This is a genomic window from Sunxiuqinia rutila (assembly GCF_050589705.1).
GTDB classification, from domain to species: domain Bacteria; phylum Bacteroidota; class Bacteroidia; order Bacteroidales; family Prolixibacteraceae; genus Sunxiuqinia; species Sunxiuqinia rutila.
In genome coordinates, this window is sequence record NZ_JBNGOT010000005.1 from 301495 (window position 1) to 323180 (window position 21686).

Genomic DNA, 21686 nt, shown 5'->3' on the forward strand with positions numbered 1-21686 from the left:
GAAAGTAATGTTCGATACAGATACATTGAACGACAATCAACTCGTTCAGAATTTTATAAATGGTGATCAGTTGGCTCTTGAAGAGCTCGTCAAAAGACATAAAAACAGGGTTTTTACCTACATTGTTTTAATTGTCAAAAATCATCAACTCGCAGAAGACATTTTTCAGGATACCTTTATCAAGGTAATCCGTTCGTTAAAAACAGGGAAATATACCGAGAATGGGAAGTTTGTTTCTTGGGTTCTCCGGATTGCCCATAACCTCATCATTGACCATTTCAGGAAGGAAAAGTTGCTGAATACAACGTCGAATGATGATACCGAAATTGACCTCTTCAATTCGCAAAGGTACTCCGACGAAAATATTGAAGATAAGCTGGTGTATGAGCAAATAACTGAAGATGTGCGGAAGTTGGTTGAACTGCTACCGGAAGATCAACGGCAGGTTATTGTGATGCGTCATTACATGGGCTTGAGCTTTAAGGAAATTTCAAAACAAACAGATGTGAGTATTAATACTGCCTTGGGGCGCATGCGCTATGCGCTGATCAACCTGCGAAAATTGATTGAGAAGAATAAGCTGAGTTTGACAAAAATTTAGGGATAGGGTAGACAATAATTGTTAAGGGTTGGCGTTTTCTATTTGAATCTTAAAATGAAACGAAAATGCCTATGAAGAAGAATTTTACCTTAGTTTATTTTATTCATGATTTTGCGATTGATCGGTGTGGACCTCAGGAAATTGAAACAAATGACTTGATGGGAGAAAATGAACATCAACAGGGAAAGGAGCGTTCGTTTACGCCATCAGAAAAGTCAGTTGAGGCAATTTTGAATTTTTCCCGGTCATACGATGTTTTGAATTCGCGTTTAACCGCAAGCATCGAGCTTATTAAGAACTAATCAAAGTGAAAAAGTGGCTGTAAAGCATCTTGACAAAGATGCTTTTTTTTGGTAGCTTAGTGATATCATATTAATATCAATCTAATCTTCAAGCTATGGAAAGAAATCATCATGCGCTATCTGGTTATGTTTTTGTTCTTGTTGAATTTGTACTAATTGTGCTCATTGTTCTTGGTTTTACAATTGGAATGGCTCTTCCTGCCGTTGCTTTAATCGTGGTTTTTATTTTTCTGGCCGTTGGCTTTACAGTTGTTAATCCGAACGAGAGTGTTGTTTTGGTGTTGTTTGGCGATTACCGAGGGACTGTGAAAAAGAATGGTTTTTGCTGGGTCAATCCTTTTTTTACGAAGAAGAAGATTTCACTGCGGGCTCGTAACCTGGATAGTGAGCCAATTAAGGTCAATGATAAAATTGGAAATCCCATTCGGATTGGTGTGGTGCTGGTTTGGCGGGTAAAAAACACATTTAAGGCGGCTTTCGATGTGAACGATTTTGAACATTTTGTAACGATTCAAACGGAAGCAGCGATTCGTAAGCTGGCCGGTCTTTATCCATATGATAATTTTGAAGATCATGAGGCTGAAATTACGCTTCGAAGCGGAGGCGAAGAAGTGAATGAGGAATTAGAAAAAGAAGTAACAGAACGACTGGCAATTGCTGGAATTGAAGTGATGGAGGCCCGGATTAATTACCTGGCTTATGCGCAGGAGATTGCCCAGGCCATGTTGAAGCGCCAACAGGCAACCGCTATTGTTGCTGCACGATTTAAAATCGTGGAAGGAGCCGTTGGTATGGTCGAAATGGCTTTGGACGAATTAGGCGAGAAAGGAATTGTAGAGCTTGATGAAGACAAAAAGGCGACCATGGTCAGTAACTTGATGGTTGTTCTTTGCGGAGACAAAGAGGCTACTCCCGTGGTTAATACAGGCTCTATTTATTAAATGAAAATTTTGTGACGAAAAAGAACCTGAAGTCAGTAAGCACTCTTTATTCTAATGCATTTCAGTTGTATGCAATGCATGTTTGCCTGGACCATGCTGTTGGTTGGAGCCGTCCCCAGCTGATAGCTTGGCCTAAAAATTGGTCGATTTTTAATTATACAGAAGGATAGGATGAGCAAGGGAAAGAAGAAATCATTTGTATTGCGTTTAGATCCGAAAGATTATGCTGCGCTGGAACGCTGGGCAGCGGATGATTTTCGGAGTATTAATGGTCAGCTGGAATGGTTGATAAATAAAGCTTTGAAAGAGGCAGGCCGAAAGCCTGGAAAGGAATCAAAAGACGAGTAGCAGCATCTGGTCAGTTCCGGATGGCTGCTTTTTATAGAATTTGTTTAACATGAAACAGGGATAAGAATATCTGTATGAGAAAAGTTTATGTTTGCCCCAAATGCGGAGGGAAAAAGCCCGAAGTTGATGAAATTCGAACAACCGGATCCGGGTTTACCAAGTATTTTAATATCCAAAACAGACGATTCACCGCAGTTTCTTGCACTGCCTGCGGATATACTGAGTTGTATAAGGGAGCTAAACTGCCGGGAGGGAGCAGCGTATTGGATTTTGTAACCAACTAAACGGTTTTTGGCTAGTTGCCCGGATGTGTTTTGTGAATTGAAGAGATCACGATGGCTCCATCCGGGGTTTCAGGGCGCATTCCTATGTTCCAGAGCATGTTCTGTGGTTAAATGCTGCTTAAAAGGAATATTGTACAACATTTTTTGGGAAAATCCGGTTTCTTAATTCGCGTATTATCAGTATATTAAAATATTGAAAAAAAACAGCGTTTATCCTAGCCCTAAAATAGGATATGATTTATTGAAGCATGCGAATATTAATATATATATTTATACCAGCATGTGATTTAACTCTAACTACAGACTTAAAACCGGATGTTTAAAGAAGCGGAAATAAATGATTGTGTAAATTGTGGATTAACCTGCTGCTTGAATTGTTTGCCTGAGGCAGAGTCCAGTATCTTCGAATGCCTGTCAAAGGAGGATATGGACTACCTGATGACAAGTCGGCGAAATGTAGTCTTTAATCCAGGTGAAACCATTATTAAGCAAAATACATCGACCACACACTTCGTATGCATGAAAAAAGGTTTAGCTAAGGTGGTTGCTGAAGGAAGTACGGGAAAAAATGTCATCATGCGCCTGATTTCTACCCATAATCTGGTGACAGCCGGAGGAGTAATTAGTGATGATATCCGGCACTTTACGGTTACCGCGCTAACAACGGTTGAATGTTGTTTTATTGACTCCAGTCGGTTAAATACGCTGCTTGCCCGCAATAGTCGCTTTGCTTATGAGCTTCTGAAATATAATAATAAGCAAAGTATTCAGATGTTGAATACTTTGATTGGTTTAACTCAGAAATACATGCCCGGTCGCGTGGCAGACACCCTCCTTTACCTGAAGAATGAAATTTATAAAGCAAATCCTTTTCAGTATAAGCTGAGTAAGCAGGAATTTGCCGAAATGTCGGGGATGACAAAGGAGAGCTTTATTCGGAACATGAAAGAATTAGAGGTCTCAGGAATCATCTTGCAGCGACGCAATGAAATTGAGATTCTCAATGAGCCGGAGCTGATAAAAATCAGCAAAAACGGCTAATTGACATATGTCAACTTTTCCTTCGAAATATATCACTGCTTAGGCTTTAGAACTTAGTGCTTTCGGTTATACTTTTATAATCAAACTAAAGAGTTGGAAGGAATTCCAAATTACATGAATGTACTAAATTTTAAGCGTATGAAACTTAGAGAAATAACCAAGTTATTGTTTGTTGCCTCGCTCGTATTATTACTTATTCCAGCGTGTGTTAAAGAAGGACCTCAGGGACTTCCTGGGGTAGATGGTGAAGACGGTCTTGATGGTGCTGATGGTGCTGATGGACATGTAACCTGCCTGGTTTGCCACGGCGGAGAGAATATTGAAGCAATTCAAGGGCAATTTGCAATGTCAGTCCACAAAAGTGGAGTAAATGCAGTTGCTTATGCAGGTGCCAGAGCCGATTGTGCTCAATGTCATTCGCATGAAGGTTTTGTTCAGTTTGCTGAGTTCGGTGAGGTTTTTGGAGCCATTACCAGTCCTAATGCATGGGAATGTGGGACTTGTCATGGTTTGCATAATTCATTCGAGTCTGGAGATTATGCCCTTCGTTTGAGTGATCCTGTTAATCCGATCTTCGATGAAACTGTAACAATGGATTTGATGGGCAATAGTAATTTATGTGCAAACTGTCACCAGTCTCGTCGTGCAGAACCTGCGATTGATAAACCAGGTGATACCTACAGAATTACAAATACTCATTATGGACCGCACCACGGAGCTCAGGCCAATGTTGTTGCTGGTGTTGGTTTTGCCGAAATTGAAGGGTCAACAGAATACCCAACAGCAGGTTCTAACTTACACTTAGCTCAGGCTTCTTGTGTTGGATGTCATATGGGTGATTTTGTGGACGGACAGGGAGGTCACTCCTGGAATCCGAGTGTGAATGCTTGTAATGAATGTCATGATGCAGATGCGACTGATTTCAATTACGGTGGTATTCAAACAGATATTCAAGATAAATTGGTTGAATTAAGAGACTTGTTAATTGCCGCTGGCGTTGTGGCTGGTGATGATGCAACAGGTTATCATCCGGTAGTTGGAGAACACTCAATGGTGAGAGCCCGTGCATTCTTTAACTGGGCTGGCTTGGACGAAGATCGTAGTTTAGGCGTGCACAACCCTAAATATGTGAGAGCTTTGTTGAATAACTCCATCGAAGCATTAGAAGCAGAAGCTGTTAATTAAAAAATACTCCATTTAAAGAAAAAAGCTTCTTCTCCAAACAGAAGCTTTTTTCTTATCGAGATAAGCTAAACACCACGCAAAATGAAAAAAATTAAATTATTCCTGATTATTGCAGTTCTTGGCTTAGCAATTAGCGCATGTGAGTATGATTTTATTGCTCAGGAAGAGCTTCCCGATATTCCTGTCGATGAAGATGTAAGTTTTTCTGAAGTGATTCTCCCCATTTTTACTTCACGTTGTGCTGAATGTCATCAAGCCGGAGGGCAAGCTCCTGATTTAACTGCAGACAAAGCCTATCAGAGCATTAATACGGCTAAATACATTGATACCGCTAACCCCGAATCAAGCTTGATTTATTCCTATGTGGCTCCCGGAGCATCAACGCACGGGCACCGGCAATATACAGCAGCCCAGGCCCAGTTCGTTTTGGTTTGGATTCAGCAGGGAGCGATGAATAATTAGTGAAAATCAAAAGAAATCATACTATGAAGAGTAAAATATTATATATCCTTTTAGGTCTGTTTGTTTGCACTAATTTGTTTGCTCAGGAAGAAACGACTGAAGTTAAAGAGAAGGATAAACCGGTACGGTTTGCCTGGGAAAGCGGAATGTTAATTGACCAGCAAACTTCGATGGTGCCAACCGTGAAAACCCTGGAAATGGTCATTCAGCATAAATTTGGTAGCATCGACAATGGCAGCTCCGATTTATGGGGGATTTATGCGCCTGCTGGTAACATCCGGTTAGGATTGAACTACGTTGTTGCAAACAACGTGCAAATCGGTTGGGGAATCTCGCGCAGGAACATGTATAACGACTTCAACATTAAGTGGACCATTCTGGAGCAAACGCGTAAAAATAAAGTGCCCGTTTTTGTCACAGTCTTTGCCAATACCGCTATTGACGGGATGGATCGTGACGATCTTGAGCTTTATAATTACGACATGCCTTATGCCAGGTCCCGTTTTAATTTGAAGTCTCGCATGTCTTACTTTGCTGAGTTAATTATTGGACGTAAAGTGACCAATGCTTTGTCGGTACAAGGTGCAGTAAGCTTTTCGCATGCAAACTTTGTTCCCCAGTGGCAGGATCACGACCGGGTTGGACTACACTTTAACGGTCGTTTGAAAGTAAGTCCCCAGGGAGCTATCATCTTTAACTTTGATGCTCCTCTGCAAATTGATGATCTCTCAGAACAAAATCCGGGCTGGAATGCGGAGAACACGCCGGGGTGGGATGGACCTTATCATCCGGAGCCAAACCTGTCATTCGGTTATGAAGTGTCAACAAGTACGCATGCTTTCCAAATTTATATGGGTAATTCTCAGGCCATGTTGTTGCAAGACATGATGATTAACAATTATAATGGCATTGATTTTGATAACTTTGCTATAGGGTTTACAATTACCCGGTTATGGAGTTTTTAATTGACATTTTAAAATTGAGAGATATGAAAAAGTACAGAAACCTATTGACATTTTTTGTCATCGTATTTGTCGGCGGAATTTTACTGTCGTTTGTAACCGTTCAAGATAAAGTAAAACCTGCTCCCTGGGATATTCCAGAAAAATATCAGAAAATGGAAAATCCTTATGTCGGAGATGAATCACTGGAGCGCGTAGGAAAGATTCTCTACATCAAGCACTGTCGTTCCTGCCATGGAAACAATGGCGAAGGTGACGGACCAAAGGCTGCTAGCATGAAAACAGAGATCTTGTCATTCACTTCAGAGAAGTTCAAAGAAGAGGCCGATGGCGTTGTTTATTTCCAGTCTATCATTGGACGGGACGAAATGCCTAATTACGAAAGCAAAATCCCGGAAGAGGAAGATCGCTGGGCATTGGTTAACTACATTAAAGCAATGAAGAAGTAAGAACCAGATAAGCCGGAGGTAGCGACTTCCGGCTTTTAAACTTCACTAAAATGTCAATTTTAATCAGGAGTATTTTACTCACCGCATTTCTTTCAGTTGGGATCGTATCCAGTGGGCAGGGTAAGGAAATGCCCGCCGAAAATAGTCATTGTTTAAGTTGTCATGCCAAGCAAACCTACTCTTTTTATAACGATTGGTTAGAGGTAGAAACCAAAAGGATGATGAATCCTTTCTATATTTTAGACTCTACACTGATGGTGGCAGGTGTTCATGGCGGATTTAGCTGCACGGATTGCCATTCGCCCGATTACGAAACCTATCCACACAACGCCGAACTCAAACTGGAACCGTTGGCCACATGCCTCGATTGTCATGGTGGCGATGAGACCTATGCCGATTATCAGTTTGATAAAATTGAAGAAGAGTTTCACAAAAGTGTACACTTCCAGCAAAGCGGCGAGAGCTTTACCTGTTCCAAATGTCATAATCAGCATTACTACCGCGCTACCGCACGAACAAGCAATCAGGTGTCTGAAATTGTTTCTTATAATAATAACATGTGTTTGTCGTGCCATGATGATGTGTTGAAATACCAGACCGTATCATCAGGCGAAAATCCACAGTTGAGCCAGGTACACGATTGGTTGCCAAACCAAAAGCTGCATTTCGAAAATGTTCGATGCATCGAATGTCATACCGTGGTTGTTGACTCATTCTTGGTGTCGCATAATATTTTACCCAAAGAAGAAGCTTTGAGAAACTGCAATGACTGTCATTCATCGAACTCTATGTTGAAAGCATCGTTGTATAAATATGAAAATCTGCAGGCGCGTTCCGAAGAAGGAAAGATTGGTGCAATTCTTACCAATGAAGCCTATGTGATCGGTGCCAACCAAAATCCGTTGCTGAAACTGTTAAGCTTCATTATCTTTGGATTGGCTGTACTCGGAATCGCTATTCACTGGATTTTCAGAATCGTTAAAAAAAGTAAGTAATTATGACTGCTGAGAATAACAAAATATACCTTTACCCGCTTTGGCTTAGAATCTGGCATGGCGTTAATGCTTTGGGGATTATTCTATTGATTTTAACCGGAATTCGTTTGCAATATTCCGAACTAAGCATGCTTCCGATGGACTTTGGATTGGCCGTTCAAATGCACAATATCGTAGGGGTAATTGTAACGCTAAGCTACTTCGTATTTTTTATTGGGAACTTGGTTACCCCGAACAAAAAATACTATAAAATAAAGCCCAAAGGCCTGGTTAAACGACTGACCAAACAGATGAATTATTACATTTCAGGCTTGTTTAAAGGCGAAGAGAGTCCGTTTCCGATTTCTGAAAAAAGAAAGTTTAATCCCTTGCAAAAGTATGCCTACATCTTTGTGATGTATTGCTTTGTTCCCTTGGCAATTGTTACCGGAATTGCTTTGCTTTTTCCTGAATTAATAATTGAACAGGTGTACTCGGTTAGTGGGATTTTTCTGACCGCTGTTTTGCACGGTTCTGTTGGGTTTTTAATTTCTATATTTCTGATCATTCACTTGTATGTGGCTTCCATTGGAAAAAATCCGCTGGATAACTTCCGAAGCATCATCAATGGATATCATGATGTTCATCCAACAGAAAAGGACAAAAAGAAGGAGAAGTAGCCTGCCGGAAACGCGTTTTTTGATAATGGGATTTTGATTTGGTATAAGGTCGCTCAGGGTTATAACAGATCCTAAGGCGTCTGGATATTTGTAAAAGGATTTGCATTCACTTTTAAAACAATCTCCATGAAATTACCACAGTCCGTCAGGAATTTAACTTCGGTTATTGGAGCGTCAATTGCACTGATAAGCTTACTCATCATTCTGTTCTTATTTATAATCTCAGCCATCTTTGACATTGGCAGTTCCTACCTGGGCATTTTTATCTACATCGCTTTGCCCATGGTGCTGGTTGTGGGCTTAATTTTAATTCCAATTGGGGTTCTCAAAGAGAAAAATCGCTTAAAAAAGCACCCGGACGAAGCTCATGTAAAGGATTGGCCGATTATTGATTTCAACCAGACTTCGGTGCGTAATGCTTCCATCATCTTCGTGGCTGGTACAATCTGTTTTCTGATCTTGTCAGCTATCGGAAGTTATGAAGCCTTTCACCTGACTGAGTCGGATGAATTCTGTGGAAAATTGTGTCACCAGGTTATGGAGCCAGAGTATACTGCTTATCAGGAATCGGCTCACGAACGGGTAGGTTGTGTGGAGTGCCATGTCGGTTCGGGGGCCGGTTGGTATGTGAAAAGTAAAATGTCGGGTTTGTACCAGGTTTATTCGGTGCTGTTTAACAAATACCCCAGACCAATTGAAACTCCGATTCATAGTCTGCGCCCGGCACGCGAAACCTGCGAAGAATGTCACTGGACAGAGAAATTTTATGCCCGCAAGATCAACACCAAAAAGTCGTACCTGGCCGATGGAAGCACCACGGAGTGGGACATTCACCTGATGATGAAAACCAGTGCTACTTACAGCGCACAAGGCCTTCAGGAAGGCATTCACTGGCACATCAATCCCGATATTAAAATTGAATATCGGGCGGTGGACGAAGGACGTGATACCATTCCCTGGGTTCGCTATACCAACCTGAAAACTGGTGAAGTTAAAGTTTACCGGGATGAAACGGTGGCAATGTCAGACTCGGAGTTGGAAACAGTGGAATTACGGACCATGGATTGTATCGATTGTCATAACCGTCCTTCGCACAACTATTTGTCTCCTGCCAACTTTATCGATGATTACATTACTGCCGGTGAAATTTCCAGGGAGCTGCCAGACATTAAGCTTGTGGCGATGGATGCTCTGAGTTCGGAATATCCAAAGGTGGACAGTGCCATGAATGCGATTGACGCTTATGCCAAGGAGTATTACGAAATTATGTACCCGGAAGTCATGACTGATCAGAAAGCGCTATACGATCAGGCAATTCAGGCAATTAAAACAGGTTATAAAAAGAATATATTTCCGGTGATGAGGGTAAACTGGACGGTGTATCCAAACCATCTGGGGCACCTTGAAACAACGGGGTGTTATCGTTGTCACAACGATCGTCATGAAACAACGCAGGGCGATGTTATTTCGCGCGATTGTAACCTGTGTCATGATATTCTGGCCCAAGGAACTGCCGACCAACTGGTTTATGGAACATCTGCCAATCCGTTGGAATTTGAACATCCGGTTGATATCAATGAAAAGTGGCGTACAACATTCTGTTCCGATTGTCATTTTAGTTTGTATTGATCAGAATATTTGATTATTTTGGAGCTGGATCGTTGAAGTAAAATAGAATTTGAAAAAGATCGTAATTACTTCAGCCTTACATGAGGTTGGAGTAATTTTTTGTTAAGAGGAAAGATGAACTTGTAAGTTACTACTTAAGCTTGTGAAGAATGAAAAAACTAAAGTCTGCGTTGTTTTCCATGTTAACCAGCTCTTGCCTGGTCGTTATATTTGGGGTAGCCATTGCATATGCTACATTTATTGAAAATGATTATGGCACCCAAACTGCAAAAATCTTAGTTTACAATGCTTGGTGGTTCAATATTTTGTTGGCATTTACAGCATTCAACCTGGTAGGCGGCTTGTTCTACTACAAGGCTTTTCAGCTGAAACGTTGGAGCATGGTACTTTTTCACCTGGCTTTTCTTGTTATTCTGGTTGGAGCGGGTATTACCCGTTTTTACAGTTACGAAGGCATGATGCATATTCGGGAAGGACAGGCTTCGAATCAACTGATATCCACCAATACTTTTATACGACTTGAAGCTTCCACAGCTGAAGCAAACAGCCAGGAAGACTGGTCGGTGATGTTTTCACCTTACACCCGAAACAATTTTGATAAATCGCTGGAAATTGGAAGCCAGGAATTGGAGATTGAGGTACTTGATTATGTTTCTTCAGCAGTTGAAAACATTGTCGCTGATGAAGGAGGACGGCCCATGCTCTCTTTTATCCTGGTTAATCGGAATGCCTCGCGCGATGATGTTGTGTTGGAGCTAAACGAGGAAATTAGTCGCAATAATTTTCGGGTTAGTTTTGAAGGCGAAAACACCAATGCACCCATTTATTTGAAGCGCTCGGCTGATGGTCTTCTGCTGAAAGCAAAAGATAGCATTCATGTGGTTGCCATGACTGGCAATGTGGAGCAAACTGTTGCTCCGGGAGAAGAAATCCCGCTGAAAGGGCAGGGCATGTACCAATTAGGCAACTATATTTTTGCCATGAAAGCTTATTACCCATTTGCCCGCAAAGTGTTGTCGCGTGTTACCGGAGCGGCAGCCAAGCAAGCCAGCGATGCCATTATGGTAAACTTGAAACTGGCTGATCAGCAAAAACAAGTAGCAGTATTTAAAAACTCGGGAGAGCAGGCAAAAACCACGCAAACTCGCCTGGGAGATGTGCATGTAAACGTGGGGTTCGGACCCAAATTAATTGAGCTTCCCTTTAAAATCCACCTGCGCGATTTTCAGCTTGAACGCTATCCTGGAAGCATGAGTCCTTCGTCGTATGCCAGCGAAGTAACGCTTATTGATAGCCGCAACCAGCTTGAAATGCCTTATCGGATTTTCATGAACAACATTCTGGACTACGATGGTTATCGTTTTTTCCAATCTTCCTATGATACGGACGAAAAGGGAACGGTTCTTTCGGTGAGCTACGATTATTTAGGAACGATGGTCACTTACATTGGTTATTTTCTGATGACCTTGGGAATGGTTGCGACCTTTTTTAATAAGAAAAGTCGTTTCCAGTCGCTTTTGCGTTCCAGCTCCCGTTTAAAAGTGTTGAAGAAGAAAAGCTTTGCCGGCCTGTTTGCTGCAGCCTTATTCATCTTGCCCACGGTGGTTAATGCTCAAAATGATAACCTGGTTAAAATTGACAAGGATCATTTGAAGCGGTTTGAAACCTTGCTGGTGCAGGATACCAAGGGACGCGTAGAGCCGGTGAATACACTGGCTTCCGAAGTTATGCGTAAGTTGAATAAGAAAAATACCTTTAAAGGCTTGAGCGCTTCAGAAGTGTTTTTAGGCATGAGCGCCCGTCCTGCAGCCTGGAGAAATGTACCCATTATTCGGATCAATAACAGCGAACTGCGCAAGCAGCTGGGATTTCGGGACGAATATGTTACTTTCAACCAAATGCTGGACCCGAACACCGGCGTTTACAAGCTGCAGCAACTGGTTGATGCCACTTATCAAAAGCAACCTACTCAACGCAATAAGTACGATAAGGAAATCATCAATGTGGATGAGCGTATGAATATTTGTTACCAGATTTTTCAGGGAGATTTTCTCAAGGTATTTCCCCTGGAGAATGATGCGAATAACAAATGGGTGGGGGAGAAGGAATATTATAAAAACCAAGCTAATGAAGGGGGTGATGAACGTTTGTTGACCGGTTATTTTCAGGCGGTAAACGAAGCCATCAGCCGAGGCAACTTCGGGGTGGCCGATCAAAAGCTCGCAGCCCTGAAAGAATTTCAGCACACCCATGGCAACGAAATTATGCCAAGCCAGACGAAAATAAAGTGGGAAATTCGCTACAACAACTGGAATATTTTTGGATGGTTATCCAAAGTTTGTGGCGTGGTGGGCTTTCTGCTATTGATTGTTCACCTGCTTGGTATTTTCAACGAAAAACTAAAGCTGAAAAAAATATTGAGGGCAGGAACCTGGCTGGTTGCTGTTGTGTTTGCAGCCTATACTGCAGGATTGGCCTTGCTTTGGTACATTGCCGGGCATGCTCCCTGGAGTAATGGCTACGAAACCATGCTTTACATTGGTTGGGCTTCGTTGCTGACAGGTTTTGTTTTTCTGAAACGATCGCAGATTACCTTGGCCGTTACCACCATTTTGGCTTCGCTGATTTTAATGGTGGCGGGGATGAGCTGGATGAACCCGGAAATTACGAACCTGGTGCCAGTGTTGAAATCGTATTGGCTGATTGTGCATGTGGCTGTTATTACGGCAAGCTATGGCTTTTTAGGGGTGGCTGCGCTGGTTGGCTTTCTGAACCTGATTATTATGACCTTGCGTAAGCCCGGGAACCTGAAAAATACCTCATTTACCATTGTGGAGTTGGCCATCATTATTGAATTAAGCATGATTGTCGGGTTGATCCTTCTAACCGTAGGAGCATTTATTGGTGGCGTATGGGCCAATGAATCCTGGGGGCGTTACTGGGGGTGGGATCCGAAAGAAACCTGGGCTTTGGTTACCATCCTGGTATATTCTTTCATCATTCACCTACGGAAAGTACCGGGTATGTACAACCACTTTGTGCTGAGTGCACTGGCTTTGGCCGGCTTTAGCTCGGTGCTGATGACTTTCTTTGGAGTGAACTACTATTTGTCGGGAATGCACTCCTATGCTCAGGGCGATGCACCTGCCGTTCCGGGCTTTGTATATGTTGCTGTTGCGGTGGTGTTTGTATCGATCTTTTTGGCAGCTCGGTCAGAAAATAAATATGGCGATGCTGAAAAAGTGGTGAAGTTGGAGGCTAAAGATTAAAAGGAGATTGCAAAACTGGGCAGGAATAGTCCTTGGTTGGTTCTGTTGAAAAATCAAAATATATTAAAAGCCAGTAGCTGTTTTAGTTGCTGGCTTTTAATATGTTTCGGGCCATGCCCCTGAAAATGAAAAGATGGAAAGGCCAGGATAAACCCCAATAAAAGCGGCCCCAGACTCCAATAGGACGATAAGTGGCGGTTTGTATCAGACGGTTTTCATTGCCCGATTGCACAATCTTAAATTCAAGCCAGGCTTCTCCCGGAAGCTTCATTTCGGCATAAAGCAGCAAGCGCTTTTTTTGCTTGTCGGCCAGCAACACGCGCCAAAAATCCAGCGCGTCGCCATTCATAATTTCATCGGGGTTTGTACGCCCACGCCGTAAACCAATGCCACCGGTTAGTTTATCCAGGTAACCTCTTATTTGCCAAAGCCAGGTGCCATAATACCAGCCATTGTCGCCTCCGATCGACCAGATGGTTTGCAACACCTTTTCGGGATCCTGCGTGAAGGGCACCGACTGTTTGTTCCAGTAGCACCCATAGTTCGGAACATCAATATGATCGGCATAATTGGGATTGAATTCGGTGGAACTCAACGCATCTTTCCAGCTGGAGAATACCTGGTTTTGACGAATTTTTGTAAAGGCAGCTTCAACGGCTTCCCGGTAGGTCAGCGGTTCAATCTGAAGCATTTCGGCCAGTGAATTGTCTTTGGCAATCACCTCCACTTTTAAGCTGTTTACCAGGTTAACAGCCAGTTTGTAAGAGGTGGAAGTGATAAAGAATAGCCAATAGGAGGAAAGTCGCGGCGTCATGATGGGCAGGGTAACGATGCGACGTTTTAGCTTGCGGATTTCGGCATACTGGAGCAGCATGTCTTTGTAGGAAAGAATATCTTTTCCGCCAATATCAAAGGATTGGTTGAAGCAGCTTTCGTTGTTCATGACCCCAATCAGAAACTTAAGCACATCCCGAATGCTGATGGGGTGGGACAGGGTGAGTACCCATTGGGGGGTAATCATTATGGGCAGCTTTTCAACCATGTCCCGGATAATCTCAAAGGAAGCACTTCCCGAACCAATGATGATGCCGGCATGCAAGGATGTCAATGCGTAGTTCCCTTTCCCAAGTTCTTTCTCCACATTTAAGCGCGAACGTAAGTGTTTGGAAAGGTACTTGTCGTTGGATATTCCCCCAAGATAGATCACTTGCCTCGCTTGCGATTGGCTAATCAAATTTCTGAAATTGCGTGCTGCTGTCAGTTCCAATTCTTCAAAATCTCCGGAAGTAGAAGCCATCGAATGAATTAAGTAATAGGCAACATCAATTTCCTTTGGGAAATCCTGCTGATTGTGTGGCTTAAGAAAATCGATTTCAACCAGTTGAACCTGGGCGTGGTTGAGCCATTTTTCTTCCACGCGATCCAGGTTTCGGACACAACAAAAGACGTCATGTTTTTGCTCCAGCAAGAGGGGCAAAATTCGCTTCCCAACATAACCTGTAATGCCTGTAAGTAATATTCTCATGGTTTGTCTTTGAAAATTAAACAATCAAAAACATAAAAGGATGAATCATTGATCCTCGGATAAGAACGCGGCTACCCATTAGGAGACGTATAGCTTGTAATTAAACGAAAAACCTGTTCGGCTGTGTCGGCAATCAGTCCAGGAGCTTGTGCCAGACTCTCTTCCAACGAAAGTGGCCCGTTGGGGAGGGCAAACAATGAGCTGAAACCTTCGTGGTAGAGCTCGTGGTAACGATCGCCCAGCAAGCCGGCGATGCCGATGCATGGTTTGTTGTGTTTGCGGGCAAGCTGAGCCACACCCCATGGGGTTTTTCCCTGTTTGGTCTGATGATCGATTCTTCCTTCTCCGGTAAAGACCCAATCAGCCTCTTGGATGGCTTGTTCCATTCCGGTTTGCTCGCTGATGATGGAAAAACCAGTACGTAAGGTTGCTCCGGCAAAAGCCACTAAGCCGGCTCCTAAACCTCCGGCAGCACCGCCGCCCGGTAGCTCAGCAATGGTTAGCTGCAAATCTTGTTGAATGATTTTGGCCAAATGCTCCAGGTTCTGGTCAAGTTGGGAAACCATGGCTGGCGTGGCTCCTTTCTGGGGACCATAAACTGCCGAGGCGCCACGGGGGCCGGTTAGCGGGCTGTTCACATCGCAGGCCGCCACAATCTCGGTTTGTTTCAGAAGTGGAAAGACGGATGACTGGTCAATGTGGTGCAGTTGACCCAAGTACCCGCCTCCTTCGGGGATTTCCTGCTTGTGTTGATTGAGATACCGATAACCCAGTGCCCGCGCCATGCCGGTTCCTCCGTCGTTAGTGGCACTGCCTCCAATGCCGATAATCAGTTTCCGACAGCCCCGCTGCATGGCATCTTTCATCAGCTGCCCTGTGCCTCGCGTTGAAGTGATTAGCGGGTTCCGATCTTCAGGCTTCAGGAGCTCAATACCGGAAGCTGTAGCCATTTCAATAACGGCAGTTTGCCCGTTGTCCACCATGCCGTAGCGGGCATCAATTTCTCTTCCCAAAGGGTCAGTAACTCGACAGCTTATTGGGGTACCTTCTTTTACCGAAAGCATGGTTTCCACAAAGCCTTCACCACCATCTGCTAGCGGAATGCTTCGGATTGTTATATGGGGGGTCACTCGTTTGATTCCTTCCGCTAAATAATTCGCTACTTCAGCGGCAGAGAGACAGTCTTTGAACGAGTCGGGAGCCAGGAGTATTTTCATTTCAGCTTGATTTTGAAGTTAAATTTAGCAGAATGAATTGAATTCTTCGTAACCTGCAGGATAATGCCGGAAAATTAACGGATTTCAAAGCCGGTTAAAGACTCTGTCGGGTGTTTTCTTATCGATAATGATTCGCTTATTTTTTCTGAAAGGGTGGAGATTGTTTTCAACTTGTTATTTTTGTCTGAGTAAATTATAGTTACATTTAATTTGACCAACTAATGAAACGTTACCTTCTGTTTTTTCTATTTGTATTTTTTATTTCTACTACGTTTGCAGCCCGGGTTGATACCCTGAAAGTAGAAAGTGCTGCAATGATCAAGACGATTTCAAACGTCGTGATTCTTCCTGAGGGATACAGTGCTGAAAGCGAAAAGCTACCGGTTATTTACCTGTTGCATGGCGCAGGAGGCAATCATACGGACTGGGTAAGCAAAGTTCCGGCCATTAAAAACTATGTCGATCAATACAATTTGATTATTGTTTGTCCGGATGGCGGTGTTACGAGCTGGTATTTTGATAGTCCGGTTGATCCGGCCATGCAATACGAAACGTATGTCTCCAGTGAATTGGTGCGTGCAGTAGATCAAAAATACCAAACAATTGCCAATCCTGCTGGCCGTGCCATTACGGGGCTTAGCATGGGAGGTCATGGTGCTTTTTACCTGTCTTTTCGTCACCAGGATATATGGGGGGCTGCCGGAAGTATGAGTGGGGGATTGGATATTCGACCTTTCCCAAACAATTGGGATATCCCCAAGCGCTTGGGAAGCTATGCTGAAAACAAAGCTAGGTGGGAAGAAAACTCGGTAATCAACCTGGTTTACTTGCTGGACGGACGAAAATTGAAGCTGATTTTTGATTGTGGTGTGGATGATTTCTTCTACGGAGTTAATCAACGGATGCACCAGAAACTGCTGGAGCGAAATATTCCACACGAATACACCGAAAGACCCGGAGTACACAATTGGGAGTACTGGGCCAATTCAGTAAAATACCACTTGTTGTTCTTTCACGACTATTTTGAAAAGAACCCCTAGAGCCGATCAAGTTCCTTATTATAAAGTGGATTGGGATCCAACTCAATTTTAATCGAAATGTTTATGGGGTGTTAAGTCAGTAAGGCTTAAACGAGAATTGTTCGGGCCTCGGGTTTAAATTTACTTTAAATCAGAAGGACTCTCTGTGCCAACTGGTCCTTTACTCCGATTTTAGGTTATTTTTGCAGCAGATGATCCTAAATATTAAATAGTAATACGATCCTAAAAAATTAATAACATGACCATTAGTGCATTACAAAAAGCCAGGGCTCAATATCAGCCTAAACTTCCTAAATCATTGAAAGGTGCCGTTAAACTTGTTGATGGTGCTGCAACTGAATCGGTTGCTGATCAGGAAGCGATCAAGAACTTATTTCCCAATACTTATGGAATGCCAATTATTACCTTTGAAGAAGGTACTGATGCGGAGAATTTTGCTCCTGTGAATGTTGGTGTTATCCTTTCAGGTGGCCAGGCTCCCGGCGGACACAACGTGATCTCTGGTATTTTTGATGGAATCAAAAAACTGAATGCAGATAGCAAACTATACGGCTTCCTGGGTGGTCCGGGAGGATTGGTAGACCATGAATACATTGAAATTACTGCCGAATACCTGGAAGCATACCGCAACACAGGTGGTTTCGACATCATTGGATCAGGTCGTACGAAATTGGAAGAAGAAGCTCAGTTTGACAAAGGACTTGAGATTTTGAAAAAACTGGACATCAAAGCACTGGTTATTATCGGTGGTGATGACAGTAATACCAACGCTTGTGTACTGGCTGAGTACTATGCCGCTAAAAAAGCAGGTGTTCAGGTAATTGGTTGTCCTAAAACAATTGACGGTGACTTGAAAAACGAAATGATTGAAACATCATTTGGTTTTGACACCGCTGTAAAAGTATATGCTGAATTGATTGGTAACATCCAACGTGATGCAAACTCAGCTAAAAAATACTGGCACTTCATTAAACTGATGGGACGTTCTGCGTCGCACATTGGCTTGGAAGCAGCCTTACAAACACAGCCAAACATCACTTTGATTTCAGAAGAAGTAGCTGAGAAAAAGCAAACACTGGATCAAATTGTAGAATACATGGCTAACATCGTTATCAAACGTTCTGAGAACGGTGATAACTTCGGTGTAGCTTTAATTCCTGAAGGACTGATTGAGTTTATTCCAGAAATGAAAGTTCTGATTGGTGAATTGAATGATTTGCTGGCAGAAGGAACTAAAACAGCTGAAATCTTCCAGGGAGTTAAAAGAAGCTACCGTCGTGAGTGGGTGGCTGAGAAAATTTCAGAAGAATCAGCGGCTGTGTACCGTTCATTGCCATCCGGAATTGCCAACCAATTGACATTGGACCGTGACCCACACGGAAACGTTCAGGTTTCTTTGATTGAGACTGAAAAACTGTTGGGTGAAATGGTAAAAGCCAAATTGGCCGAGATGGCAGAAAAAGGTGAGTTTAAGGGTAAATTCGGAACTCAGTACCACTTCTTCGGCTATGAAGGTCGTTGTGCTGCTCCTTCTAATTTCGATGCTGACTACTGCTACTCGTTAGGAACAACTGCTTCTGTATTGATTGGTGCAGGAAAAACAGGATACATGTCAAGTGTGCGCAATACCACTGCGCCTGCTGAAGAGTGGATCGCTGGTGGAGTGCCAATTACGCAAATGATGAACATGGAAAGACGCCATGGACACATGAAGCCCGTAATTCAGAAAGCTTTGGTTGAGCTGGATGGCGCACCATACAAATACTTGGTAGCTAACCGCGATAAGTGGGCTGTTGAAACCAGCTACTTGTACCCGGGACCAATTCAATACTGGGGACCAAGCGAAGTTTGTGACCGTACAACAGTTACCTTGAAACTGGAACAAGAAGCAAAGTAATTTGCTGATTAAGCAATATAAAGAAACCCTCCCGAATGAATTCGTGGAGGGTTTTTTCGTTTGTTGAAGAGCTTTGTTATCTTAAAATAAGCTCAGGATTGCCTTTGAATTTGGTAAGCTCCCAAATAATTGCCGTGTCGCAGGTAAAGTAAGCCACCGTGAATAACCGGGTGAGCAAAATGCTCCTTGCTGCCCTTTGTTAGTTTGAACGAGCTTCGTGTTCTTAAGCCCTCAGCACTGGCTTCAAGGAGTGAAATGGTTCCTTTATCGCCATAGAAGAAGAGTTTTCCATCAGCCTGAATGGTGCTTCCCCGCCCAATTTTTAGGCTGTCGGTTTGCATGCCGGTCTCGCAGTCGATGGCAATAAACTGATTTTGACGATGGCTGCTGGCATAAAGGTGGTTGTTGGCCAAAACAAAGCCTCCCATGTAATTGTCCAGGTTAGGTGTTTTCCAAAGTTGTTCGATGCCCGTTGCGTCTTCATTGAGCTGCAATTTCACTCCACAGTTGCCATCGCCTGCCGAGTAATAAATAGCGCCTTCGTGAAACAGGATGGTGTTGGCATGGGTGTCGCCTTTTCCGGGAGCGCGCTCTTCTGGTTTCGTATTTGTTTGCTCCTGCGACCAAAGTAGTTGGCCGGTTTCTGCATCAATGCCTAAAAGGTGATAGGCCGAAAAAGTTGCCAGAATCTTTTTTTCACCCCATTCAAACAGCAAGGGAGAGTTGTATCCGGGGCGTTCTCCAAAGCCAGCACTGGACCAAACCAGTTCGCCCGTAAAACGGTTGAGCGCAACGACATTGTGCTGTTCGCCTCCCGGCTGGCAGTAAACCCATTCATTGTTTACCACCAGTGCCTGTGAAAATCCAAAGCGGGGACAGGTTCCCTGAAGGTCTGTGACCATGTTTAAGGACCACAGTCGCTCTCCGGTTTCGGCATTGAGGCAGGAAATATCGCCCAGGCCAGAGCACACATAAATCAGGTTATCAGCGAGGGTAGGGGCACCGCGTGAACCCTTAAAATTGGTGGTCCATTCTTTCCCATAAACCGAGCGCCATACTTCCCGGCCAGTATGATCAAGCTTAAACAAGTAACCAAGACTATCAATTTCTCCGGTGGCGTAAATAAATTCGTCGCTAACAATGGGGCTGCTGTAGCCGTTGCCAAGCGATTCCGTTTCCCAAACGACAAGCGGTCCTTCATCGGGCCAGCTTGCCAGCAAATTAGTGGCAGGGTAGTTTCCTGAGCGGTTTTCGCCACGCCATTGCGTGATTTCGGGGCCTGACTTGCAGCTAACCAGGCAGGCCAATAAAAAGAGAACAGCGAGTTTTTTCATACGGTAGTGAAAATTGGTTGAATTTTCTTTACAAGTATGAAAACACGGACTGGCATTACAGCTGATCGTATAAGAAAATTAATCTGTCAATGAGTTATCAATCCAGTTCCGGAAAGTTTGAATTTCCAAAAGAACGCTTGCCCGGTCCAGCTCATGATTGGGGTTTATAGGTACTCCATCCGCATGGTTTTGTGTGTAAACAAAGGCTTGCTTACGGTCGGTTTTGCATTCAACAGTTTGAAGTTCCCGCCTGTACATTGGCACTTCTTCCCAAAGGTCCAGAATAGCAAGTTCCTGTTCGGTTACAGCAACTAATTTTCCGGAGACTTGCTTGCCAATTGCTGGTTTTACAAAAAAATAGCCCGTGTCTGGGTTGAGCAGGCATTGGTAACCGTTTAATTGCGCGGTTTGATATTCTGCTTTTCGCTTTAGCAGCCCTTCAAAGAATTCCGGATCGCCAATGGTTCCATAAGTAAAAAGCAGAAATTCTCTCATTGTATTCAATTTCGTTCAAATTCCAAAAGTAACAGCTGGTTTTCAGCTATTTTAATTAAATAAGCTGTTTTTCGATCATCCGGATTATTTGTTAAATTTAATGGCATTGAAATGAGGTATCAATACTAACCACTAAAATTAACAATTATGACTACTCGTCGCGATTTTCTTCGAAGCTCTGCAGCCTTTGCAGCCGGAAGCATGTTTGTTCCTATGCTTGCCTGCGGTGATTCAAAAAAAATAATAGGACTTCAACTTTATACGGTTCGCGATAAACTGAAAGCTGACCAAGAAGGAACGCTCGCAAAACTGGCTGAGATCGGTTACAATTCTCTTGAAGCTGCCGGCTACAACATGAATGATCGCACTTTTTACGGCATGGTTCCTCAGGCTTTTGCAGATCATGTGCATAAGCTGGGAATGCCTTTGCATAGCTCACATACGGTTTTTGAGTTGGATCAGGCTGAGGTGGTTTGCGAAGATGCAGCCAAAGCGGGGTGTAAATACATTATTTATCCTTACTTGCCGGATAACCTGAGGCCAAACCTGGATGGCTATAAAGCGACTGCTGAAAAATTCAATCAAATGGGAGCAATCGCACAAAAGCATGGGTTGCAGTTTGGCTATCATAATCATGCCTTTGAGTTTGAAGAAATGGAAGGGCAAATTCCGATGGATGTGCTGATTAGCCAGACCGATCCCGATTTGGTGACTTTTGAGCTGGATTTGTACTGGACAACACGTGGCGGTTTTGATCCGGTTGATTATTTTAAGAAATTCCCCGGACGTTTTGGCCTTTGGCATGTGAAAGATATGGTTACTACTGATGATCAGTTTTTTGCACCCGTGGGGAGTGGACGCATTGATTTTGAGCGAATTTTTGCTGAAAAGGAAACAGCCGGAATGAAGTATTTCTTTGTGGAGCAGGACAGTTTCCGCGATCTTGATCCTTTTGAAAGTGTGGAAATTAGTCTGAACTATCTGAAACAAGCAAAATTTGTTTAAATTCGTTCATTCATTATAATTTAACCCCCCGCCATAAATCCTTTCT

21 protein-coding genes are annotated in these 21686 nt (G+C 43.3%); 17 read left to right on the forward strand and 4 right to left on the reverse strand.

The window, feature by feature from the left end:
- The first annotated feature begins 7 nt into the window (after window positions 1-7).
- The 14 genes from ACRD6K_RS08380 (at window position 8) to ACRD6K_RS08445 (ending at window position 13127) form a co-directional block, all read left to right on the forward strand.
- Window positions 8-601, forward strand: a complete 594-nt coding sequence (locus ACRD6K_RS08380; protein WP_430972894.1) for an RNA polymerase sigma factor — start codon at window positions 8-10, stop codon at window positions 599-601.
- Window positions 602-672: 71 nt separating this feature from the next.
- A complete protein-coding gene (locus ACRD6K_RS08385) occupies window positions 673-903 on the forward strand; it encodes a hypothetical protein (RefSeq protein ID WP_299577048.1) in 231 nt (76 codons plus the stop codon).
- A gap of 95 nt (window positions 904-998) precedes the next feature.
- On the forward strand, window positions 999-1844 hold the full coding sequence (locus ACRD6K_RS08390; RefSeq protein ID WP_430972895.1) for an SPFH domain-containing protein: 846 nt from the start codon (window positions 999-1001) through the stop codon (window positions 1842-1844).
- A gap of 171 nt (window positions 1845-2015) precedes the next feature.
- The gene (locus ACRD6K_RS08395; protein ID WP_299577052.1) at window positions 2016-2192 is read left to right on the forward strand and encodes a type II toxin-antitoxin system antitoxin; all 177 of its coding nucleotides are present in this window, start codon (window positions 2016-2018) and stop codon (window positions 2190-2192) included.
- A 74-nt stretch (window positions 2193-2266) separates the two neighbouring features.
- Window positions 2267-2476, forward strand: coding sequence for a zinc ribbon domain-containing protein (locus ACRD6K_RS08400; protein WP_299577054.1), 210 nt, complete (start codon window positions 2267-2269; stop codon window positions 2474-2476).
- Window positions 2477-2914: 438 nt separating this feature from the next.
- Complete coding sequence (locus tag ACRD6K_RS08405) at window positions 2915-3517, forward strand: Crp/Fnr family transcriptional regulator (protein WP_299577167.1); 603 nt, start codon at window positions 2915-2917, stop codon at window positions 3515-3517.
- A 138-nt stretch (window positions 3518-3655) separates the two neighbouring features.
- A complete protein-coding gene (locus ACRD6K_RS08410) occupies window positions 3656-4702 on the forward strand; it encodes a multiheme c-type cytochrome (RefSeq protein ID WP_299577056.1) in 1047 nt (348 codons plus the stop codon).
- 81 nt (window positions 4703-4783) lie between these two features.
- On the forward strand, window positions 4784-5164 hold the full coding sequence (locus tag ACRD6K_RS08415) for a hypothetical protein (protein ID WP_299577058.1): 381 nt from the start codon (window positions 4784-4786) through the stop codon (window positions 5162-5164).
- 23 nt (window positions 5165-5187) lie between these two features.
- Window positions 5188-6129 (forward strand): DUF5777 family beta-barrel protein, encoded by a 942-nt coding sequence (locus tag ACRD6K_RS08420; RefSeq protein ID WP_299577060.1) that lies wholly within the window; start codon window positions 5188-5190, stop codon window positions 6127-6129.
- A gap of 23 nt (window positions 6130-6152) precedes the next feature.
- Window positions 6153-6575 carry a c-type cytochrome gene (locus ACRD6K_RS08425; protein WP_299577062.1) on the forward strand — a complete coding sequence of 141 codons (423 nt, stop codon included), beginning with the start codon at window positions 6153-6155 and terminating at the stop codon, window positions 6573-6575.
- A 50-nt stretch (window positions 6576-6625) separates the two neighbouring features.
- Window positions 6626-7570, forward strand: a complete 945-nt coding sequence (locus tag ACRD6K_RS08430; RefSeq protein ID WP_299577064.1) for a cytochrome c3 family protein — start codon at window positions 6626-6628, stop codon at window positions 7568-7570.
- A gap of 2 nt (window positions 7571-7572) precedes the next feature.
- On the forward strand, window positions 7573-8229 hold the full coding sequence (locus ACRD6K_RS08435) for a cytochrome b/b6 domain-containing protein (protein ID WP_299577066.1): 657 nt from the start codon (window positions 7573-7575) through the stop codon (window positions 8227-8229).
- A gap of 126 nt (window positions 8230-8355) precedes the next feature.
- Complete coding sequence (locus tag ACRD6K_RS08440) at window positions 8356-9858, forward strand: cytochrome c3 family protein (protein WP_430972898.1); 1503 nt, start codon at window positions 8356-8358, stop codon at window positions 9856-9858.
- A gap of 149 nt (window positions 9859-10007) precedes the next feature.
- Window positions 10008-13127, forward strand: a complete 3120-nt coding sequence (locus ACRD6K_RS08445) for a cytochrome c biogenesis protein (protein ID WP_430972899.1) — start codon at window positions 10008-10010, stop codon at window positions 13125-13127.
- 82 nt (window positions 13128-13209) lie between these two features.
- On the opposite strand, the gene ACRD6K_RS08450 is transcribed toward ACRD6K_RS08445, so the two are convergent.
- Both ACRD6K_RS08450 and ACRD6K_RS08455 read right to left on the reverse strand, forming a co-directional pair.
- The gene (locus ACRD6K_RS08450) at window positions 13210-14652 is read right to left on the reverse strand and encodes an SDR family oxidoreductase (protein ID WP_299577071.1); all 1443 of its coding nucleotides are present in this window, start codon (window positions 14650-14652) and stop codon (window positions 13210-13212) included.
- A gap of 71 nt (window positions 14653-14723) precedes the next feature.
- Window positions 14724-15869, reverse strand: a complete 1146-nt coding sequence (locus ACRD6K_RS08455) for a glycerate kinase family protein (protein ID WP_430972900.1) — start codon at window positions 15867-15869, stop codon at window positions 14724-14726.
- 221 nt (window positions 15870-16090) lie between these two features.
- On the opposite strand from ACRD6K_RS08455, the gene ACRD6K_RS08460 reads away from it, so the two are divergent.
- Together ACRD6K_RS08460 and ACRD6K_RS08465 are read left to right on the forward strand one after the other, a co-directional pair.
- Window positions 16091-16909 (forward strand): alpha/beta hydrolase, encoded by an 819-nt coding sequence (locus ACRD6K_RS08460; protein WP_430972901.1) that lies wholly within the window; start codon window positions 16091-16093, stop codon window positions 16907-16909.
- 238 nt (window positions 16910-17147) lie between these two features.
- Window positions 17148-18806 (forward strand): diphosphate--fructose-6-phosphate 1-phosphotransferase, encoded by a 1659-nt coding sequence (locus ACRD6K_RS08465; protein WP_299577076.1) that lies wholly within the window; start codon window positions 17148-17150, stop codon window positions 18804-18806.
- Window positions 18807-18898: 92 nt separating this feature from the next.
- On the opposite strand, the gene ACRD6K_RS08470 is transcribed toward ACRD6K_RS08465, so the two are convergent.
- Entirely contained in the window at window positions 18899-20140 is a 1242-nt protein-coding gene (locus ACRD6K_RS08470; protein WP_430972902.1) for a PQQ-binding-like beta-propeller repeat protein, read from the reverse strand.
- A gap of 78 nt (window positions 20141-20218) precedes the next feature.
- The gene (locus ACRD6K_RS08475) at window positions 20219-20635 is read right to left on the reverse strand and encodes a gamma-glutamylcyclotransferase family protein (RefSeq protein WP_430972903.1); all 417 of its coding nucleotides are present in this window, start codon (window positions 20633-20635) and stop codon (window positions 20219-20221) included.
- A 147-nt stretch (window positions 20636-20782) separates the two neighbouring features.
- Here ACRD6K_RS08475 and ACRD6K_RS08480 point away from each other — a divergent pair, with 147 nt between their 5' ends.
- Complete coding sequence (locus ACRD6K_RS08480) at window positions 20783-21640, forward strand: sugar phosphate isomerase/epimerase family protein (protein WP_430972904.1); 858 nt, start codon at window positions 20783-20785, stop codon at window positions 21638-21640.
- The last annotated feature ends 46 nt before the right edge of the window (window positions 21641-21686 follow it).